Source organism: Streptomyces sp. NBC_01237 (assembly GCF_035917275.1).
Classification (GTDB): Bacteria; Actinomycetota; Actinomycetes; order Streptomycetales; family Streptomycetaceae; genus Streptomyces.
On the sequence record NZ_CP108508.1, the window covers coordinates 8,080,092 to 8,097,638 of the forward strand.

At 70.4% G+C, this 17,547-nt stretch carries 14 protein-coding genes; 4 read left to right on the forward strand and 10 right to left on the reverse strand.

The genetic code is table 11. The annotated features are described in order from the left end of the window. Positions 1 to 3 precede the first annotated feature (3 nt). The 5 genes from OG251_RS35640 to tap all read right to left on the reverse strand — a co-directional run bounded on the left by OG251_RS35640 (position 4) and on the right by tap (position 8,637). Entirely contained in the window at positions 4 to 2,322 is a 2,319-nt protein-coding gene (locus tag OG251_RS35640; RefSeq protein WP_326680969.1) for a TniQ family protein, read from the reverse strand. Then, positions 2,319 to 3,449 (reverse strand): AAA family ATPase, encoded by a 1,131-nt coding sequence (locus OG251_RS35645; protein ID WP_326680970.1) that lies wholly within the window; start codon positions 3,447 to 3,449, stop codon positions 2,319 to 2,321. Before OG251_RS35645 ends, OG251_RS35640 begins: the two co-directional genes overlap by 4 nt. Further along, positions 3,446 to 5,575 carry a Mu transposase C-terminal domain-containing protein gene (locus OG251_RS35650; protein WP_326680971.1) on the reverse strand — a complete coding sequence of 710 codons (2,130 nt, stop codon included), beginning with the start codon at positions 5,573 to 5,575 and terminating at the stop codon, positions 3,446 to 3,448. The genes OG251_RS35645 and OG251_RS35650 overlap by 4 nt, the downstream gene beginning before the upstream one ends. Further along, positions 5,572 to 6,354, reverse strand: coding sequence for a TnsA-like heteromeric transposase endonuclease subunit (locus tag OG251_RS35655; RefSeq protein ID WP_326680972.1), 783 nt, complete (start codon positions 6,352 to 6,354; stop codon positions 5,572 to 5,574). Before OG251_RS35655 ends, OG251_RS35650 begins: the two co-directional genes overlap by 4 nt. 186 nt (positions 6,355 to 6,540) lie before the next feature. Next, complete coding sequence (tap, locus tag OG251_RS35660) at positions 6,541 to 8,637, reverse strand: telomere-associated protein Tap (RefSeq protein ID WP_326680973.1); 2,097 nt, start codon at positions 8,635 to 8,637, stop codon at positions 6,541 to 6,543. 183 nt (positions 8,638 to 8,820) lie between these two features. Between tap and OG251_RS35665 the strand changes: the two genes are divergently transcribed. Further along, a complete protein-coding gene (locus OG251_RS35665; protein WP_326680974.1) occupies positions 8,821 to 9,210 on the forward strand; it encodes a DUF4357 domain-containing protein in 390 nt (129 codons plus the stop codon). Positions 9,211 to 9,393: 183 nt separating this feature from the next. Continuing rightward, positions 9,394 to 11,184, forward strand: a complete 1,791-nt coding sequence (locus tag OG251_RS35670) for a zeta toxin family protein (protein ID WP_442818442.1) — start codon at positions 9,394 to 9,396, stop codon at positions 11,182 to 11,184. Here OG251_RS35670 and OG251_RS35675 read toward each other — a convergent pair. Beyond that, positions 11,142 to 11,429 (reverse strand): hypothetical protein, encoded by a 288-nt coding sequence (locus tag OG251_RS35675; RefSeq protein WP_326680976.1) that lies wholly within the window; start codon positions 11,427 to 11,429, stop codon positions 11,142 to 11,144. The two genes, OG251_RS35670 and OG251_RS35675, sit on opposite strands and share 43 nt — an antisense overlap. Before the next feature lie 157 nt (positions 11,430 to 11,586). On the opposite strand from OG251_RS35675, the gene OG251_RS35680 reads away from it, so the two are divergent. Beyond that, positions 11,587 to 14,271 (forward strand): ATP/GTP-binding protein, encoded by a 2,685-nt coding sequence (locus OG251_RS35680; protein WP_326680977.1) that lies wholly within the window; start codon positions 11,587 to 11,589, stop codon positions 14,269 to 14,271. A gap of 80 nt (positions 14,272 to 14,351) precedes the next feature. On the opposite strand, the gene OG251_RS35685 is transcribed toward OG251_RS35680, so the two are convergent. The 4 genes from OG251_RS35685 to OG251_RS35700 form a co-directional block, all read right to left on the reverse strand. Next, entirely contained in the window at positions 14,352 to 14,591 is a 240-nt protein-coding gene (locus tag OG251_RS35685) for a hypothetical protein (protein ID WP_326680978.1), read from the reverse strand. Between the two features lie 130 nt (positions 14,592 to 14,721). Continuing rightward, complete coding sequence (locus OG251_RS35690; protein ID WP_326680979.1) at positions 14,722 to 15,057, reverse strand: type II toxin-antitoxin system PemK/MazF family toxin; 336 nt, start codon at positions 15,055 to 15,057, stop codon at positions 14,722 to 14,724. Beyond that, positions 15,054 to 15,527: a hypothetical protein gene (locus tag OG251_RS35695; RefSeq protein WP_326680980.1), complete on the reverse strand. Its 474-nt coding sequence runs from the start codon at positions 15,525 to 15,527 to the stop codon at positions 15,054 to 15,056. Before OG251_RS35695 ends, OG251_RS35690 begins: the two co-directional genes overlap by 4 nt. Positions 15,528 to 15,789: 262 nt before the next feature. Beyond that, positions 15,790 to 16,098 (reverse strand): hypothetical protein, encoded by a 309-nt coding sequence (locus tag OG251_RS35700; protein ID WP_326680981.1) that lies wholly within the window; start codon positions 16,096 to 16,098, stop codon positions 15,790 to 15,792. A gap of 52 nt (positions 16,099 to 16,150) precedes the next feature. Between OG251_RS35700 and OG251_RS35705 the strand changes: the two genes are divergently transcribed. After that, positions 16,151 to 17,512 (forward strand): hypothetical protein, encoded by a 1,362-nt coding sequence (locus OG251_RS35705; RefSeq protein ID WP_326680982.1) that lies wholly within the window; start codon positions 16,151 to 16,153, stop codon positions 17,510 to 17,512. The last annotated feature ends 35 nt before the right edge of the window (positions 17,513 to 17,547 follow it).

Sequence of the window (17,547 nt, forward strand, 5' to 3'; positions counted from 1 at the left end):
GGGTCAGTGCGTCTCTCGGCTGGCCCTTGGCTGGCCACCGGGCATGTCATGGCGCCGGGCCAGGTAGCTGATCATCCCGATCGAGAAGCCTGTCTCCTCGGCCAGCTGGCGACAGGTGCGTCCGACGGCCCGTTGGGCGTGGAGCCAGTCGAGATCGATCTGGCGCCAGCGGGTGGCTTTGCCGTCGCGCTTCATGCCGTATTCGCGAACGAGGACCTTGATGGCTTCTTCGTTCACGCCGGCGTGCTCCGCGATCCACTTCAGCGAGCGGTATTCGTCGAGGTAGAAGCGTGCGAACTTGTCCCTGGGAAGGGCGGCGCGAGCCCTTCGGACCGTGGCTCCTCTCTCCCACTTCGCGCTCTTCGCCTCTGCGGGAGGGGCTGGCCGCTCCCGCAGGATGAAGCGGACTGCGTCATGGCTGACGTCGAGGCGGCGGGCGGCCTGTGCTGTTGTCAGGCGTTCGTCCCTGATGAGCCGGTGCAGCATGCCGGGGTCGATGTCCCGCAGGTCGCAACCGGGTAACTTGAGATCGCGGACGATGTCTGTCGGGGGCTGCCAGGAGAGAGGTTCGTCGTGGATTCCCTGCTGGGTGAGGAACTCGGCTGCGTGTCCTTCGAGTTGGCTCATCAGCACCGGGGTGAGATCTGTTTCGAAGGTCCGCAGCATGGTCCGCAGTTCCGTGGTGCTGGGCGCGTAGGTGGCCGGGGCGAGGGTTGCGGGGAGTCCGCTGAGCCGTTCGAACAGCATCGCTCGGGCGAACTGGTGGCGCCGTACTCCGCCGGCTTCGAAGTCGATGCCCCGGCAGAGCTGCGTCCAGGTGTCCAGCGGCAGCAGATCGCGGTAGTCGACCGTGCGGCGACGGGTGTAGTCGATCGGTGATCCTTCCTGGTCGAGGTAGTCCGCCAACGCAAGCAGGCCGAGGCTGATGCCGTGGAAGTGGCCCCGCTTCGTGAGCCGGAACGTCATGTGAGATCCCAGCCGTTCCTCCACCGGTGCGTTGAGGAGGCGGGCCGTGGTGGTGAAGTTCCCTGTGCCTCCGATCAGCAGCAGGTAGCACGACAGGGCAGGGCGGATGGTGCGTGAGAGGGCCCCGTCGAGAGGGCTGAGCCGGGCGGACCAGGCGGGCCAGAGCTGCGTCGGGGTCCTGCGGGCCCGCTCGGCGACCCGTGTTGCCGCCGAGCGGCCCGGCTTGCGTGGCAGTTGGTGCGCAGTGCGGTAACGCAGCTGATCAGGGCCTCCGAGACGAGGTGCGAGCGTTGCAAGATGGATCGCGTCGAAGACCGGGCTGGTGTGGGCCCACTGCAGCCCGACCGCGAGTGGAATGCTGCCGTCGGCGTGGCTGATCAGGTGGCGAAGGGCGGCTCCGGCCGCGTGGACGTCGCTGTGCTGGAGGATGCGCAGGGCCGCGGTGACGGCGAGGGCGGCAGTCGCGGCCCGCCGTGGGGCAAGACGTCCCGGGCGGGTCTCCTCGACAGGATCGAAGGATCGCCGCTTCTCGGGCAGGGGCTGTTGGTGCAGTGCCAGGATTTCCGGCGGGACGAAGTCCGTCAGCCGGTCGGGGACACGGCGAAGCAGGATGCAGGCCAGCGCCCGAAGGTCACCGAACAGCGCGAGGCTGGGCTGGGGGTGGTCCTGGTAGACGCCGAAATCGGCCTGCCCCGAGGCGATCGTCTTCTCGATGATCGCCTGGGCCGCGATCACAGGTCCTCCCGTGGCGAGCGTGAGGGCGGGGACCTCCTCGAACGGCTGACCGCAGCGCGTCGGCGGCGCGTCGTTCTCCGATGGGCTGTGGCAGCGGCCCGGAGTCAGCGGGTGCCGGGTGGTCGCCGGGAAGTGCCGGGGCATGCGGCTGCAGCGCGGGCAGGCATCCGCCAACAGCATGCGGTGATCGAGGCAGGCGAAGGACCAACCCAGCCTCCAGTCCAGTCGCCATCTGCCGCCGCTCGCGGCCAGGCAGGCCGGGCAGTATCGAGATCCTCGGGCCCGACCCCAGACATGCCGTGCCGCCACGCGTCGACGCTGTGCGTCGACGACGAGGGCTCGTTGGTCGTAGCGGGCCAGGGTCATGGCGTGTGCCTGCGCCGGGGTGGGGCCGGCCGACCATGAGATGGCCGCCGCCTGGTCCGCGTCGAGAAGAGTGACCAGGCGCCTCAAGATGCCCGAGTCCACCGGCCGGGCGGATCCGCGGGGCAGCAGGCCCATCGAGGCCAGGACGTCGCCGGTGGTGGTGCCCAGCCGGTGGGCGATCGCCTCCCACCAGGAGTCGAGTGCCTCGCCCGGCTGCGGGGCGAGTCGGATCGGCAGGGTCCGCGCGCGCGTCACCGGCGGGCCGCCTTCTGGCGGGTCCGTCGGGAGCGCTGTCCCTTCAGGAGATTGCGTACGTCGTCCTGGGCCAGGTGCGCCGCCTGGTCGATCTTGACGCGGCTGAGAAGTTCCTCGTCCAGACGCTCGGCGCCGGTGCGGACGGCTCGCTGGCAGCCGCGGTTGATGAGGGTCATCAGCGAGCCGATGTGGCCGCTGGAGCGGATGAACAGGTAGTCGGACAGGTCGTCGGCGATCATGCCCCGGTAGGTGCCACGCAGGACCAGGCGCTTCTCCAGGGCCAGCAGCAGCTGGCGCCACTGGCTGCGGCCCTGGTCGGTGACCAGCTCGAAGGACCCCATGTCCAGGCGGGTCGTGCGCCGGCCCGTCTGGGCCAGGACCGCGTTGTCGTAGGACTCGCCCTCGGAGAACAGGCCGCGCTTGGCCAGGCCGACCCCGACGAACAGCAACGTGACCGGGAACTCGTTCGCGACGTACTTGAAGTGATTGCTCACCTCGACCCCGCCGGTCGCCCTCCAGCGCAAAAAGTGCAGATCGTCGACGACCAGCAGCTTCACATCACAGGAAAGCACGCAGTCCAGGGCCCGTTGGGCGAACTGTGCCGTGGTGCCGGTGGTGCGGCCGGGGTGGCCGAAGAACTCCAGCATCGCCCGGTTGAAGTCCTTCATCCCGGTGTTCCCGGTCAGGCCGACCCGGCAGACGGGGAGCCGTTCGTGCCCGCCGGCGGTGAACGCGCCGCCCTCGGCGATCTCCCGGCGGTGGAAGTCCCGGGCGAAGGCCAGCACCGCCGTCGTCTTGCCCAGCCCGGGGAAGGCGTCCACCGCGACGGCGCCCTTGGCCTGGTCACCATCCTGCTGGTTGCTATCGAGGATGTCCCACAAGTCCTCGTGCAGCTCGGCCAGCTGCGGGGTCCGCAGTGGCCCGAGGTTCGCGTGCCAGACCCGCCGGGCCTGGTCATACTGCGCCTTCGCGCGCTCGCCCAGCGCCATGTACTCGTCGCGGGGCAGCAGTTCCGGCTGTGTCCGCGGTGCGGCTTCCGCGAACGCCGCCCAGCCCTCCTTGCGCGAGAGCGTCAGCGCGTCCAGACGGTGGGAGTCTCCCGGCGTCCAGGTGCCCTCGCTGTTCACGCGTCCTCCAGAGCGCCCGAGTAGAAGTCGCTGTCGTCTTCGAGCTCCACGAATTCGGCCTCGTCAGCCGCGTCGTCATCGCCCATCTCCGGTGCGGCCCCGGACGCGAGTTGCGGTTCTGCCTCATCCGGCAAGTCCATGAGGCGTCTCACGCTCGGCAGCGTCGCGACGCTCTCCTCAGGCTCGGGCAGATCCAGGGCCTTCTGTTCCCGGGCGAGCCGCAGGGCCATGCGGCGCTCGACCAGCGTGGTGCCCAGCCCGAGATTCCAGCGTTCGAACAGGTCCCGGACCGCGGCCTTGTCGTCAGGGAACCGGTCGCGGGACGCGGCCAGGCGGCGGGCGAACTGCAAGGCTTCCTCGCTCACCGGCATGTCCCGGCCCGGTGCGTGTTCCCAAGCCAGCGCATGCCACCCGCGGTTCGCGGGATCGCGGAAGTAGACCGCGTTGATGTCGTCCGGGTTCACCGCGACGGGCCACTTGCCGTCCCGCTCGCCGCTGAGCAGACCGCGGTAGGGATCCAGGGCGGCGCCGTTGTAGCGGCGAGCATCCAGATCGATCCCGTAGTGCTGGATCTTCCGTCGTTCCACCCGCAGGAACTCAAACGCCAGGTCCGGATCGCGCGGGACCTCGACGTAGCCGGCCCGATTCAGCCCGTGCTCGAACATCGCCGCCGGCGACATCCGCAGCCCCGGCACCCCCGGATCGACCAGACTCGTGTGCGGCCGGTGATGATAGACGCAGGCCACCCACTCGCGGATGATCGCCTCCAGCTCGTGGAGGAAGAAAAACGCCTCACCCTCGGGACGCTCCCCGCGCGAGTGCAGATCAGGGCCCTTGTAGCCGGGCAGGCCCTGCAGCAGGTCTTCGCGCAGGGTCAGGAAGAACCTCTCCAGCGGGCCCTTGTCCCGGCCCGTCCGCAGCCGGGCCGGCTGCACCGAGATCCCCAACCGGCGGCAGACGCTGGTCAGATGCTCCGAGACGAACACCTTGCCGTGGTCGACCAGCACCGTCTCCGGCACCACCGCCGGCGACGCCGCCGAACGCATCGGCCCCTCCAACGCCGTGACGTCGATCAGCACCGACCGCGGGATGCCGTGCTCGGGCCAGACAGCATGCGCCAGCCAGTCCTCCCCCGCAGGCCGGGGGCGGAACGCCTGGTAGAGGGCAACGCTGGCATCGACGGCCTTCGTCGACACCGGCGTGATCCTGATCCCCAAGACGCAGCGCGTGTACCAGTCCATCGAGACGGTCAGCTCCGCCTGCAGCCACTGCAGCGTCACCGGGTCCAGGGCGAAGACGTCCAGCCGGTTGGTGTCCATCAGCAGGTACTCGCCCGGCCGGGTCGGCCGCAGCTTCCCGTAGACGCCGCCGGGCCGGGTGGCGATGTCCCGGTTCCGCTTCGTGCTCAGCCGGAACGTCGGATGACGCCGCTCCAGATCCTCCAGGAGGCGGTAGGTGGTCGCCCGGCTGGGCAAGTCCTCCTCCGTAAAGCCCCTGGCCAGCAGCCGGGCCCGGGTCCGCTCGATGACCATCTTGCGCGACGGCTTGGACTGGCCCGTGTGCTCGACCATCACCTCCAGCGCCGCCTCCGACCACACCTCAGCGTTCCGATGCCCCGAACGTGGCCCGCTGCGGGCCGGCACAAGCCCTGCTTCACCGTCCTGACGGAAGGCCGCGACCCACCGCTTGACCGTGCGAGTCGCCACCTCGAGCTCGGCCGCCTTCGCCGCGTACCGGCTCTCCATCGGCTCACCCGCCGCGTAGGCAGCACGAGGCTCCCCCACGGCCGGCAGTTCCTCGCTGCCACTGCGGAACCCGGTCAACACCTCCCGGACATGCGCGGCCCGCTCCAGCACCCGCTCCCGCTCGCCGCCGTCCAGCTGGTCCAGCACCACCGCCGCTGTCTCCTGCGGATCGTCGGAGGCCGGCCCCGGCCCGTCCGGGATGACGCGAGCGCGCTCCGACAACAGCAGTTCCTTGACCGCCAGCCGCAGCAGCCGGCCCCGGCCGTCCTTGAGGACCACCTCACCGCCTGCCTGCGTGCCGGCGAATTCCACCACCTCGACGACCTCACCGTCATAGGAGAAGCGGCTCCCCACTCCCACCCGCACCGCAGCCCGGCTCACGACGCCGTCCTCAGCCCGCTGCGGGCGCTCAAGGGAACGCTCAGGTCGACCGACCACTGCTGCTTCCAGAGCAGATGCAGGACCCCGGCCCGCACCAGCGGAGCCGGACGACCAGGCAGGCAGGAAAACGCCTCTCCCAGCGTGTCCCCGTCCACGACCCGCTCGCGTACTTCATCAAGGATGACCGGGTCGAACAGCCGCTCAGGCGGCGACTCCTCCTCCACCGCCAGGTCGTATATCTCCTCGGTCAGGTCCGGCTCGAACAGCCAGTCGCGGCGGTAGCCCGCGAGGAACCGGACGTTGGCCAGCTCGGCGTCCGGCGGTTCGCTCCACACCTCGTAGTGCCAGCCGCGGGACTCGACCGCCTCGCGGGTCCAGGCGAAGGTGAACGCGTGCTCCGGCTTGGCCGCCCGGTGCCGCGGCTTGACGTCGACGACCAACGGGCCTGCCGTGGTGGCCATCAGGTAGTCCGGGATGTGCCGGCGCAGCACTCCGTCCATTTCGGCCCGCAGCAAGAAGGGCTGGGCCACGATCGCCGTCACATCCCGGTCGAAGTCCGCGTAGAGCAGCCGTGCCAGCTCCAGCCGCGACTCGTAGATGACGTGATCCGACTGCGTACTCGACCAGTACGAACCCGAGTAGTGCTTCTGCCCCATGTACCAGCGGAACGTCCGCCACGGCTCAGCCGCGTACAGCATCTCCAAGGGCACCGACTCCCAGGCGAGGCCCTCGGACGCCTCATCCTCGGCAAGCCGAACACACACCTCTACAGCCACCATCCACCCCAGCGTTCGTGTAACTGACCTTGATCGCAGGACAGTTGCACGGGCACTGGGGTACGAACGATCACGCGTACTTTCGATCACTCGAAAGGGTGATCCTTCCGGGCTGGGAATCTCAGAGCCGTGGCATAAGTGCTATTTAGAGGTCATCGCTCGCGAGAACATGACGCGGGTTCTGAGTACCTACACGTCGCCGCCCTTGATGTGGCGGGCCGGGTTGAGGCCCTTCTCCATCAGGTCGACCGCCCACAGCATCGACTGGACGCCCTCCAGCTTCGCCAGGCCGGGCGTGGGCCCGAGGCGGAACCCGCCCGGCTGCGGCTTGCCCGAGGCGGCGTACGGGAGGAAGTCCAGCGGGCTGGCGCCGGGGCTCGGGTAGACGACGCAGTCGGAGAGCACGGCGAGCGGGTACAGCCCGGTCATCTTGACCATGTTGTTGAGCTTGCGGTGCATGTTGACCCGGGCCTTGCTGATGACGGCGGCCCGGATATCGGGGCGCCACGTCGGCCGCGACAGGGCCGGCCACGTCTCACCCTCCTTGTAGTGCTTGCCCTGGGGGCGCTCGCGGAGCTTGCCGACGCCGCCCTTGACCGTGGCCTTGATCGCGGACAGAACGGCGGCCAGGGCCGGGTCGTTCTGCTTGTGCTGCTCCATCGCCGCCAGGAACTCGGTGTCGGTGAGGTCCTTGGTGACGCCCATGTCGGCGAGGGTGTCGACGTAGGCGGTCTTGAGGCGGTCGTGCCAGGGGTCGAGGTACGCGCCGGTCTCGCGGCGCAGGTACGCCTCGATCGGGTGGACGTCGTGCCCGAGCTCCTGGGCGTAGGCGAGGGTGTGCGTCTGGTACCAGGCCGGACCCGTGGGCCGGGTGCCGTCCGGCGTGAACGGGCTGGGCAGGCGCGGGTCCACCTCGATGTGGCTGAGGTCGGCCAGCCAGCTCCCGGGGATCTTCGGGCTGAACTTCGGGGCGTGGAAATGGTCGGGGCCGCTGAGGCCGACGACCAGGCGGGCCGCGGCGGCGAGGAACGCCGTGTTCAGGTCAAGGCCGACCGCGAACGGCAGGATGCACTCCTCATCGGACAGCGTGTCCACCGGCCGCACCCACTGGTACGCCTCCTCGTTCAGGAAACCCCCGGTCCAGCCGGAGTTGACGACGACGGGGTGTTCCGGGGTGGCCTCCGGCGGCGCCGGGTCCATCGGCTCGGTGCCCAGGCTGCCCGAGTTGTAGCCGGAGACCCAGTTGCCGGTCTCCGGGTCCTGCACGGCCTTCGTCGGCGGGCGCAGCGCGGTCATCAGTTCCAGGCCGGAGACGGCGGTGGAGCCGCGCGGGGTGATGACCCGGGTCGCGTACACGCCGAGGACGCGGGCGATGTCGGCCGGCTCCATCTCGGCGACGCCGGGCCAGGACCGCTCGTCGAGGGCGTCCCACGACAGGATCGCGAGCTGCACGCACTGCCGGTCGCGGCCCTGCGCCTTGCGGTAGATCCGGGCCCAGGGGCCGAAGCCCCGCTGGGTGAGCTGCCACTTCGCCCTGACGACCTGCTTGACCACGGGGTGGTCCTCCGGGAGGCGCAGGGAGCGGCGCTGCTCGTGGCCCTCCAGGCGCTCGGGCAGCCCGAGCTTCACGGCGGCGGCCGCGGTGAGCACGATCAGCGGGTCGGAGTCCTTGCCATACCGGTTGAGCTTCGCGGCACCGAGGCCGGACTCGCGCAGGGTCCACTCCACCAGTTCCGGGACGGTGGTGGCCGGGCAGTCCAGCACGATGCCGCCCACGGCGTACGCGGAGCCGTCACCGTCCAGCACGGCGAGCGGGCCGTGCGGGAAGCGCGGGTCGGTCGCGGGCTGGGTGGCCTTCTTCGCGGACGGACGCCGGGACGACGTCGCCGGGCGCGAGGCCGGACGCTCGGGCACGGCCGGGGCCTCCACCGGTGCGGCGGTCTTCGCCTCCGGCTCGGGGGCGGCCGGGCCGGTGAACGTCTGCGGCACCTGCGGCTGCGGCGCGGCCGCCGGGGCCGGGGCGGAGGGAGCTCCGCGGGCGGGGTACTTCGCGGCCCAGCCGTTCAGCAGCCGCTGGTACGCCTCCAGGCGCGGCGACTTCGGCTCGGAGCGGCCGTTCTCGTAGTTCTTCACCGTCTGCACGGTCGACTTCAACGCGGTCGCGAGACGGGCCTGGGTGATACCGGCGGCCTCACGCAGCCGGGCACGCTCCGCCGGGGGCGGGAGCTGCGGCTCCTCCGCCAGCAGCGCGTCGATGTTCGCGAACAACTCTTCCTCGGATGCCATATCTGTCTACCTCCACCCTGAACACTAGCACCACTTACCCCGCGATTTAACCCGTTTGTTTAACCTCTCCGGGAATTTTACTGCTGACGGCTCCAAGGTCTGGAGATGTAAGCAGCTATTATGGGGCGGTCGCCGAGAGGAGCCCAAGTGCCCAACGTGAGTCTTCACTTCGCCTCGTCCCTCATGAGGAAGATCGCCGCAGCCGGACCGGATGAGACCATCCACATCACGCTGTCCATCGACACCGCACCACCACCCAGCACGCCATCCGCCCAGGAACCGACTCCTGACCAAGCGGTGGCCCCACAGGGCCCGTTGGCCAAGCTGCTGCTGCAGGGCCTGCTGCAGCCCGGGGAAGTGCTGTCGTTTCAGCAACGCCGGGCAGGGCGGCAGGCCACGGCCACGGTGACGGCCGAGGGCCGGCTGGTCATCGAAGGCCATCCCACGCCGTACACCTCACCGTCGAAGGCAGCGAGCGCCGTCACGCACAGCACGGTCAACGGTTGGACACTGTGGCGGACCGCGGACGGACGCACCCTCAATGTGCTGCGGAATCAACTGCAGCAGGACTGACCGGTCAACTCGCGGCCCAGCGCCGACGACCCGTCCCGGCCTCACGTTCCGTAACCCGCAACCGTTCGTCTGTTCATGGAGGAGTTCGTGAGTTCGCCGTTCCACCCCCTTGTCCCAGTACCGGCGCCGGGAACAGCCGGGGCACTGACCGGTGACCGGGGCCAAGGGGGCTGCGCGCCGGCGATATCCCAGTGCGCGGTTCGGGTCGTGGTCTCCCGGGAGCGCCCGGTGGTGGTGTTCGTGGCCGGGCAGGCCGGCAGCGGCAAGACGTGGGTGATGGACCTGGTGCACGCCGCCCTCGAACAGCGCGGCGGTGCGGTCCGGGTGGAACGGGACGCCTACAAGGCGGTTCATCCGGACTATCAGGGATACCTGGCCGAGGACGTGCGTACGGCTGGGGTTCGGGTGCGGCCGGAAACCTACCGCTGGCAGGCCGAGGCCGAAGCCCAGGCCCGCGCCACCAGGTGCGACGTGGTGGTGGAGGAAGCCGTGGCCGATGCGGCCGGGTGGCTGGCCACGCTTGCCGTCTACCGTGCGGCGGGCTACCGCGTGGAGGTGGTGGCCCTGGCCGTGCCGGAGGCGGTCTCCCAACTCGGTGTGCTGGACCGCTACCTGCGCCAGGCCGAGGAGGGCCGGGCCCGGTACGTGGGGTGGGACAACCACGACGCCTGCGCGGCCGCGCTGCCCATGGCCCTCGCGGACATCGAGGCCGGGCACCTGGCCGACCGGGTCCTCGTCGTACGCCGCGGCGGTGAAGTCCTGTACACCAATGAGCTCACGCCCGCAGGCCACTGGCATCGGCCGGCCGGTGCGCCCGAGGCACTGCTGGCCGAGCGGTTACGCCCGTGGAACGCGGCGGAGACCGGCGCCTTCCGCCGCCAGCTCGCCGACGCCGACCGACGTGCGCACGATCCGAGGCTGCCCGAGGACTGGGCGCTCGCGGTACGGCGCGACAGCGAGCGTGCAGCCGCGCTGGCCGAGCCGGTGCGGCGCGGTGCGCAGGCCCGCCGCCAGGCGCCGGGCGTCGACTACCACCGGCTCTCCGCCGAGGAGCACCGCTGGATCTTCGACGTGCTGATCGCCCCGGTTCTCCTGAAGAACATCACTCCGCAGGAGCGGCCGGTCGCGGTGTACGTGGTGGGCCAGCCCGGCTCCGGCAAGACCACCGCAGCCCGGGTACTGCGCCGGGCGCTGCGCGGACGGCCCACCCAGATCAGCGGTGACTCCTTCAAGGCGTCGCACCCGGACTACTACGACCTGCTGCGCGAAGAGCCGCGTACGGCAGGTGAGCGGATCCGGGCGGACTACCGGGCCTGGCAGGCCATGGCCGAGGCGGCCGTACGGGAGCGGCGCGGGGATGTGGTGATCGAGGTCGCCCCCGGCAGCGCGGCCGGTTTCGTGGAGGGAGTGATGGCCTACCGGCGGGCGGGCTACCAGGTGGAGGTGGTGGTGCTGGCCGTACGGGCGGCGGACTCCCGGCAGGGCACCGCGGTGCGCTGCGCGGATGTGAACCGGCTGGGCGGTAGTGGGCGGTTCACCACCGGGCAGGGGCACGACTACCACTTCGCAGTACTCGCCGAAGCGGTTGCCGCAGCGGAACAGGAAGCGGTGGCCGACTCGGTCATGGTGTGGGGGCGCGACGGCACCGTCCTCTACCGCAATGACTCCACCCTTCAGGGCTCCTGGGCGCGGCCGACAAGGGCCGCAGATGTACTGCGCGCCGAGCAGGCCCGCCCCTACACCTCCCAGGAGGCGGCACGCTTCTGGGCCCTCCAGCGCCGCCTGCGGGCCGAGCTGCCGCAGTATCGCCACGATCTTGAGCAGATCGCCCGCCTGGCGCGGGCACTGATGCCCGCTCACCTTCAGCCGCGGTGTCTTACCGGTCCCGGCGTCGCCGCTCTCCCTCGTCCCCGGGCCCGCGATGGAGCCGACTACGGGCCGGTGGCCTCCAGCTCCAGGAGGCGGGCCGTGTAGAGAGCGGTAATACGCGCTGTCTCCTCCCCGTCGGCTTCCTCCAGGCGCTCCCTGTCGCGCGCGCACTCCTGGTGCCGGGCGAGGAGGTGTTTCATCCGCTCCGGGTCGGGGCGGGCCGCGCGGCGCCCGGCCAGGAGCTCCCGGGTGTACCAGGCCATCACCTCCTCCACCACGTCAGCGGGGGCCCGCGGGCCGGCCTCGTCGGTAGGTTCGGAGGAGCTGGAGGGGGATGCCGGATCGTGCACGGGAACCAACCTTCACAGGAATGACAAAAGGATCATTGTCGGCCGTGGCCGATATCCAGTCCACCGCTGGCGGGGCACCGGACGCGCTGACCGGAGTGTCCCCCAGGGACCACCGGGCGGCATAAGTTGGGCCCAGACGATCACCTGTGGGGGGACCATGGCCGACAACCTGCGTGCGCTGTTCAGCTCCAACGACCCGTCGGCGTTTGATGTCTCGGAGGCGTTCACCGACCGCAACAGCCAGTGGGTCCTGGTGGCCGCCGCGCTGGAGGAACACCTGCGCCGCACCACCGGCCCGGCCTTCGCCGTGGAGGACCTCGAAGCTCCCCGTACCAACGTTCTCGTCTTCCACGGGGTGGGCGGCGTCGGAAAGTCGACGCTGCTCCGCAAGATCGAGGCCGCGCTCACTGCAGCCGAGCACCGCCCCGAGCAGTGGGGCGCTCCCACCTGGACGGACCGGGTGCTACCCATCCGGATCGACCTGTCGAGAGCCGCGTCGACCGGCTCGGACTTCGAGCGCGTCATCCTGACGATCCGCCTCGCGCTCGCCGGGGCCCTGGGCAGGCCGATGCCGTCCTTCGACGTGGCGCTGCGGAACTACTGGGAGCACGTGCACCCAGGTGAGCCGCTGGACGAGTACATCCGGCGGTCCGGTCTGGCCGGGAAGTTCGCGGAGATGCTGCCCCAGCAATTGCAGGCCGGAGTGGGGGAGGTCGCCGCGGCTCTGGCGCTGCCCGGCCTGGTCGGCTCGGCCGCCGGACAGCTCACCTCAGCGCTGGTGAACGCGCTGCGCGAACGCCACGAACGCGCCCAGGCCCTGGCCGGCGCCACGCGGACGGCAGCGCTGCTGGAAGCCACCCCTGACCTGGAGGCGCTGTCCTACTACCCGCACCTGCTGGCCTGGGACCTGAGCCAACTGCCCGCAAAGACGCGCATCGTGCCGGTGGTCCTGCTGGACACCTTCGAGGACACCGCCGACCGCCACCGGGACTTCGAGCGGCTGCTGCAGCGCCTGGTCTGGCTCATGCCCGGCACCTTCTTCGTCATCGGCGGCCGCAGCCGGCTGCCGTGGGCGGACCCCGCGCTGCACGGCCAGCTCGACTGGACCGGCCCCGCCGCCTGGCCCGGCCTGGTCTCCTCCTCCGCCTCCCTGACGGTCCCGCAGCCGCGGACAGCCGGCTCTGGCGCCCGGCAGTTTCTGATCGGCGACCTCTCACCTGAGGACTGCGAGACCCACCTCGCCCGCCGCCTGGTCCAAGACGGCCAACCCCTCATCAGCGCCGACATCCGGGCCGCGATCACCGCACGCTCCCACGGCCTGCCCCTCCACCTCGACCTCGCCGTCTCCCGCTTCCTGGAGATCCGCCGCAGCGGCCGCACCCCCACCCCGGCCGACTTCGACTGCACCTTCCCCGCGCTGTTGGCCCGCGCCCTGTCCGACCTCACCCCCGAAGAACGCCACCTGCTGCGCAGCGTCGCCCTGTTGGATGCCTTCGACCTCAACCTGGCCACCCGCACCGCCGGCCTCGCCCAGCAGGCGCCGGCCCGGCGCCTGACCGAGCGGCCCCTGGTCAACGAGAACCCGTACGCCCTGTGGCCCTACCACCTGCACCGTGCGATCCGCAGCGCCGTCCGCGACGACCAGCACAGCGACGACCGCTGGACGCCGGCGGACTGGCACCAGGCCGCCGCCCGCGCCCTGGCCGCCCTCGGCGAGCAGTGGACCACCGCCACCACGCTCGGCCCCAGCCGGCTGCTCCTCGTCGCGTGCTTGCGCCAAGGCCTGCGCCTGGCCCGCGACCACCGCCTCACCGACCTGGGCTGGCTCACCGCCGCCGCCCACGCCTACACCGACGACTCCGTCTGGGAGCCCCTCGCCCTGCCCACCGACACCAGCACCGAACCGGCGTCCGACACACCCGCCGACGCCCTGGCCGAACTCCTCACAACGATCGCCCGCCGCCAGCACGAACACCGCCAGCGCACCGCCGACCGGCTCACCGCCGTTCTCGACAGCGGCCTGCTGCCCACTGAGCTCGCCGAGATGGGCCTGTACTACCGGGCCAAGGCGTACAAGGACCTCAGCCTCAACGATGCCGCCCGTACCGGGATGCAGCAGGTCGCCGACTCGGGTGGCCGGTACGCGCCCCGGGCCCTGCGCGGCCTGGCCAACCTGGCCCGCCTGGCCGGCGACTTCCCCACCGCGCTGGCCGCGGTCCCAGCGCTGGGCTGGAAGGGCCGCCACCACCGCGTCCTCGGCGACATCCACTGGTCCCAGGCCGACACCGCCCAGGCCGTCACCGCCTTCGAAGCCGGCCGGGCCGAAGCCGAGCAGCACGGCGCCGCCGGCGAGCGCGCCATGATGCAGGTCCGCCTCGCCCTCGCCGTCTCCTTCGCCGACCCCGCCCGCGCCGACGACGAGCTCGCTCTCGCCCACCAGCTCCTCGACGGTCTCGACCAGCGCTCCAACACCCTCCTCGCCCAGGTCGTGGCCCTGATCAAGGACGCCGGAACCAGCAACGTCCTCGACCGGGCTCACAACCTGCACCGCGACGTCGAGAACGCCGGGCTTCCTTTCCTCCACCGGTTCGTGGAGCTCGCCCTCGCCTTCCACCACGCCGTCCGCGGCGAACACCGGGACCTGGCCGCCACCATCGACCGGCTGCGAGCGCTGACCGCCACCGGCGACTTCGCCTACTTCACCGACATCGCCCACTTCATGGCCGCCCTTCCCCTGCCGGAGCCGTCGGCCATCCGCTGGACCACGAGCGAAGACCACGTCCGCTCCTCGTGGCGCGGCCTCGTCCAGGCCCGGCAGGAACACCTGCGCGCCGGAAACTGACCCCTGGACGCACGGATGGCCCCGACCATGTCTGGTCGGGGCCACCGCCATGTACGGGCCGGGCGCCGGGCCCGGTGAAATCAGTCGGCGTCGGGGCGCTGTCCCACGAGCTGAGTGAGCAGCTCGATGATCTGGGCCTGATTGCGGTCGATCTTCTTGTCGAGCGCTTCGACCTTCTGGTCGAGGTTGCCGATCTGGAGGCGCACCGCGGTGAGGTCGGACTTGATGATCCCGAACTCGCGGTCGTTCTGTGCCGCGACCTCTTCAAAACGCCGGGTCAGGGCAGCGAGCTCGCTGTGGGCGATGGGGTCCTCGGGCACGCGGGCACTCCTGCCAGATCATGAAAAGACACGGTCATCGAGCCCCTACGGTATCGCGACCGGCGGGCACCGTACCGCCCCCGGACGAAGGGGACCGCTCTCTGCGGATCGCTCGGGCTCGACCCCGGACCTAGTAGTTGAGATTGATGCGAAGCCCCAGCAGTCTTCCGAGCGCGAACTCGACCTCTGCCATGTCCGTACCCGTCAGGTGGTCAACCCGATCCCCGAGAACATACTGCTTGTCGACTGTGCGGATCTGGTCGGTCAGAACGACCGTTTCCTTCCCGGCGATCACCAGCCTGGGGCGGAACACGGCGTTCTGTGCGCTGGTCGACGTGGGCACGATGATCACCGTCGTCCACGTGTCAGGGGCATCGCTGAGAGCAATGCCGTACCGCCTGCCGCCTTGCTCGTGCCCGCGCTTCCTGTCCCCGAAGTCAACTCGGTAGACGGAACCCCGGATCACCGCCTGCCTGCCCGCCGGCGGGAGATCGTCCGCAGGTGCGCCAGCCTCCCGGATGCAGGATGTCCCTCGTCCTGCGCGGTGACAGCCATGGACAGCAAGGCCTCAATGCCGCGCAGTGCTGTCTCTGCGCTGCCCTCCGCCTCTCCCGTGCAGAGCAGTCGGACGGCGCTGGGCAGGTCAGCGCCTGCAAGGCCAGCCATGAAATGTTCCCGACTCCTGACACCCTCAGGAGGGAGTGCGGCGCGGTCCGGCCCGGCGGAGTGCCTGCGGAACATGTCCGGAACGATGTCGTCCCACCGTGTCCTGGTATCCGCTGCTGCGGGCATCCCACCGACGAACTCGACGTGACCGGACCCGATGTCGAGTCCGGTGTCGGCACCACGGAGATCCACCGCACTGCCGTCCTCGTCGTACCCCCACTCGTCCGGCTCGTCGGCGAGATTCTCACCACTCGCGGCGATCCGCTCCATGTCCTCGCGGGCCTGCTGGTCCCACCGGTCACGGTCGAGCGCACGCAGCGCCCGGCGCAATACGTCGGAGGTCGACTCGTCGGGGCGCTGATGGGCTCGGATTATCTCGGTGTCCTCACGTGTAGGACGGAATCCAACACTCATACTCCGAGCGTACAACGTTTGTCCAACAGCAGAGGTTTTCGCTTGGCGCAGTACCCCCAGGACCACGATCGTGCCCATCATGGGCCTCGTGGGCCCAGTACCCCGGCGGGCCTGCGGTTCACCAGTGGCGCAGTTCTTTGCGGAGTTCCTCGTACCACCGGTGCTGGAGCCGGTGCGCGGGGTCGGGGCAGGGGCCGAGGGCGAGGACCTGGTCGTCGATGCGGTAGGTGAGGCGGTACAGCAGTACGTGGGTGGCGCACTCCAGCCAGCGCTCGGTGGCCTGTGCTGGTGGTGCCGGCCCGAGGACGGTGGCGAACAGGAGAGCAGGAGCAGACGGCTGCTGACAGCGTGTGCAAGCACGAGGCCCCGGACCAGGAGCTGGTGCGGAGCCGTCGTCGCGCGGCCCGCTGGCACCAGGGCCCGGCAAAACAAATGGTGCGCACGCCGGTCGGCGTGCGCACCAAAAGAAAAGAGGGGCAGTGGCCATAAATAGCAGCAAGCCCCTCCTCGACCCCAGCCCGGAGCGGCGCCGGCTCAAGGAGGTCATCGGGCACCTTCGCCCCGGCTACCTGGACCGGTGGGTGACGGCGATCGGCATCGAGGAAGCGAAGCGGGTCAAGCCAGAGCGGTTCTCCCGGACCGTGGCCGCCCACCTCCTGGACCTCGGCTACAGCGGCCTCCACCTGCGCGACTGGGCACGCGGTCTCAAGGCCGCCCGCGTGACGCCCACCGACATTGCCGAGAGCGCGGCAGAACTCGCCCGCGCCCGCCCGCAGACCTTCGACGTCCTAGTGGCCCTTGACAAGGTCCCTCACCGCGAACTCGCAGAGGCGCTGCCGAACTGGCTCGACAAGGGCAAGGTCGGCGCCTGGCTCCGCGAACACGGCCACAACACCGCTGGCTTCCGTACCGGCGGGGGCTTCGTCTATCAGCTCCAGGCGCTCGATCCCCTCGGTGCGGCCGACCAGGCCCGCCAGCTCCTAGACCGCATGACGGCCCGCTCGGAGTTCCTGCGCGGCCGCCGCGGAGGCGTACTGCCGCTGCCGTTCATCTGGGTCGCCGGGTACGACACCCCCGTACCGCTTGAACCCCCGGCCCGCGGCGTCGATGTCCTCTCCCTCGTCTACGAGGGCCACCTTTACAAGGTCGACAGCCGAGCGCGCATCGACGACGCCCTCGAACTGGCTGCCGTCAGCAACCGCGGCGCCCTCGCGCCCGCCGTCGCCAGCGGCTGGGCAGCTGTCGAGTCCCTCCTTGTCCACCCCGACGACCCCCGGGGCGACGGAGAACGGTCCGGGAAGGCCGTCGCCGCCGACCGGATGGCAGCGATCATCGCCTGCTCCTGGCCTCGCGCCGAGCTGACCACGCTGGCCCACCGCCACCAGCCCGCACAGCCGGACGCCCTCTCCGAGGCCGTCGCGGCCTGTACCGCCAACCGAGAACGCGCCCGTCTCGTCGCCGACGCTCTGCGCGCCGGGGGGCCCGAAGCTCTCGCCCTGAAGTACACCGACACTGCGGCCGCCCAGCGAATGGCCGCACTCGTACAGGATCCCGGCAAGCAGCTCGCCGAGGTCAACCACGCGTTCCGCATCGCCATGCGCCGCCTCTACCGCACCCGCAACATCATCCTCCACGGCGGAGCCACCCAAGGCGTAGCCCTGGACGCCTCCCTGCGGACAGCCGCGCCCCTTCTGGGCGCCGGCCTCGACCGCATCGTCCACGCCTCCTACACCGAAGAGCTCGACCCGCTCGACCTCGCCGCCCGCGCCGAAGTCGCCCTCCGACTCGTCAACGGCGAAACCGGCCTGTCCACCGTGGACCTTCTCGAGCCGCCTCACTGACCACTGCCGGAGCGGGCATCTCTCACCCATTCGGG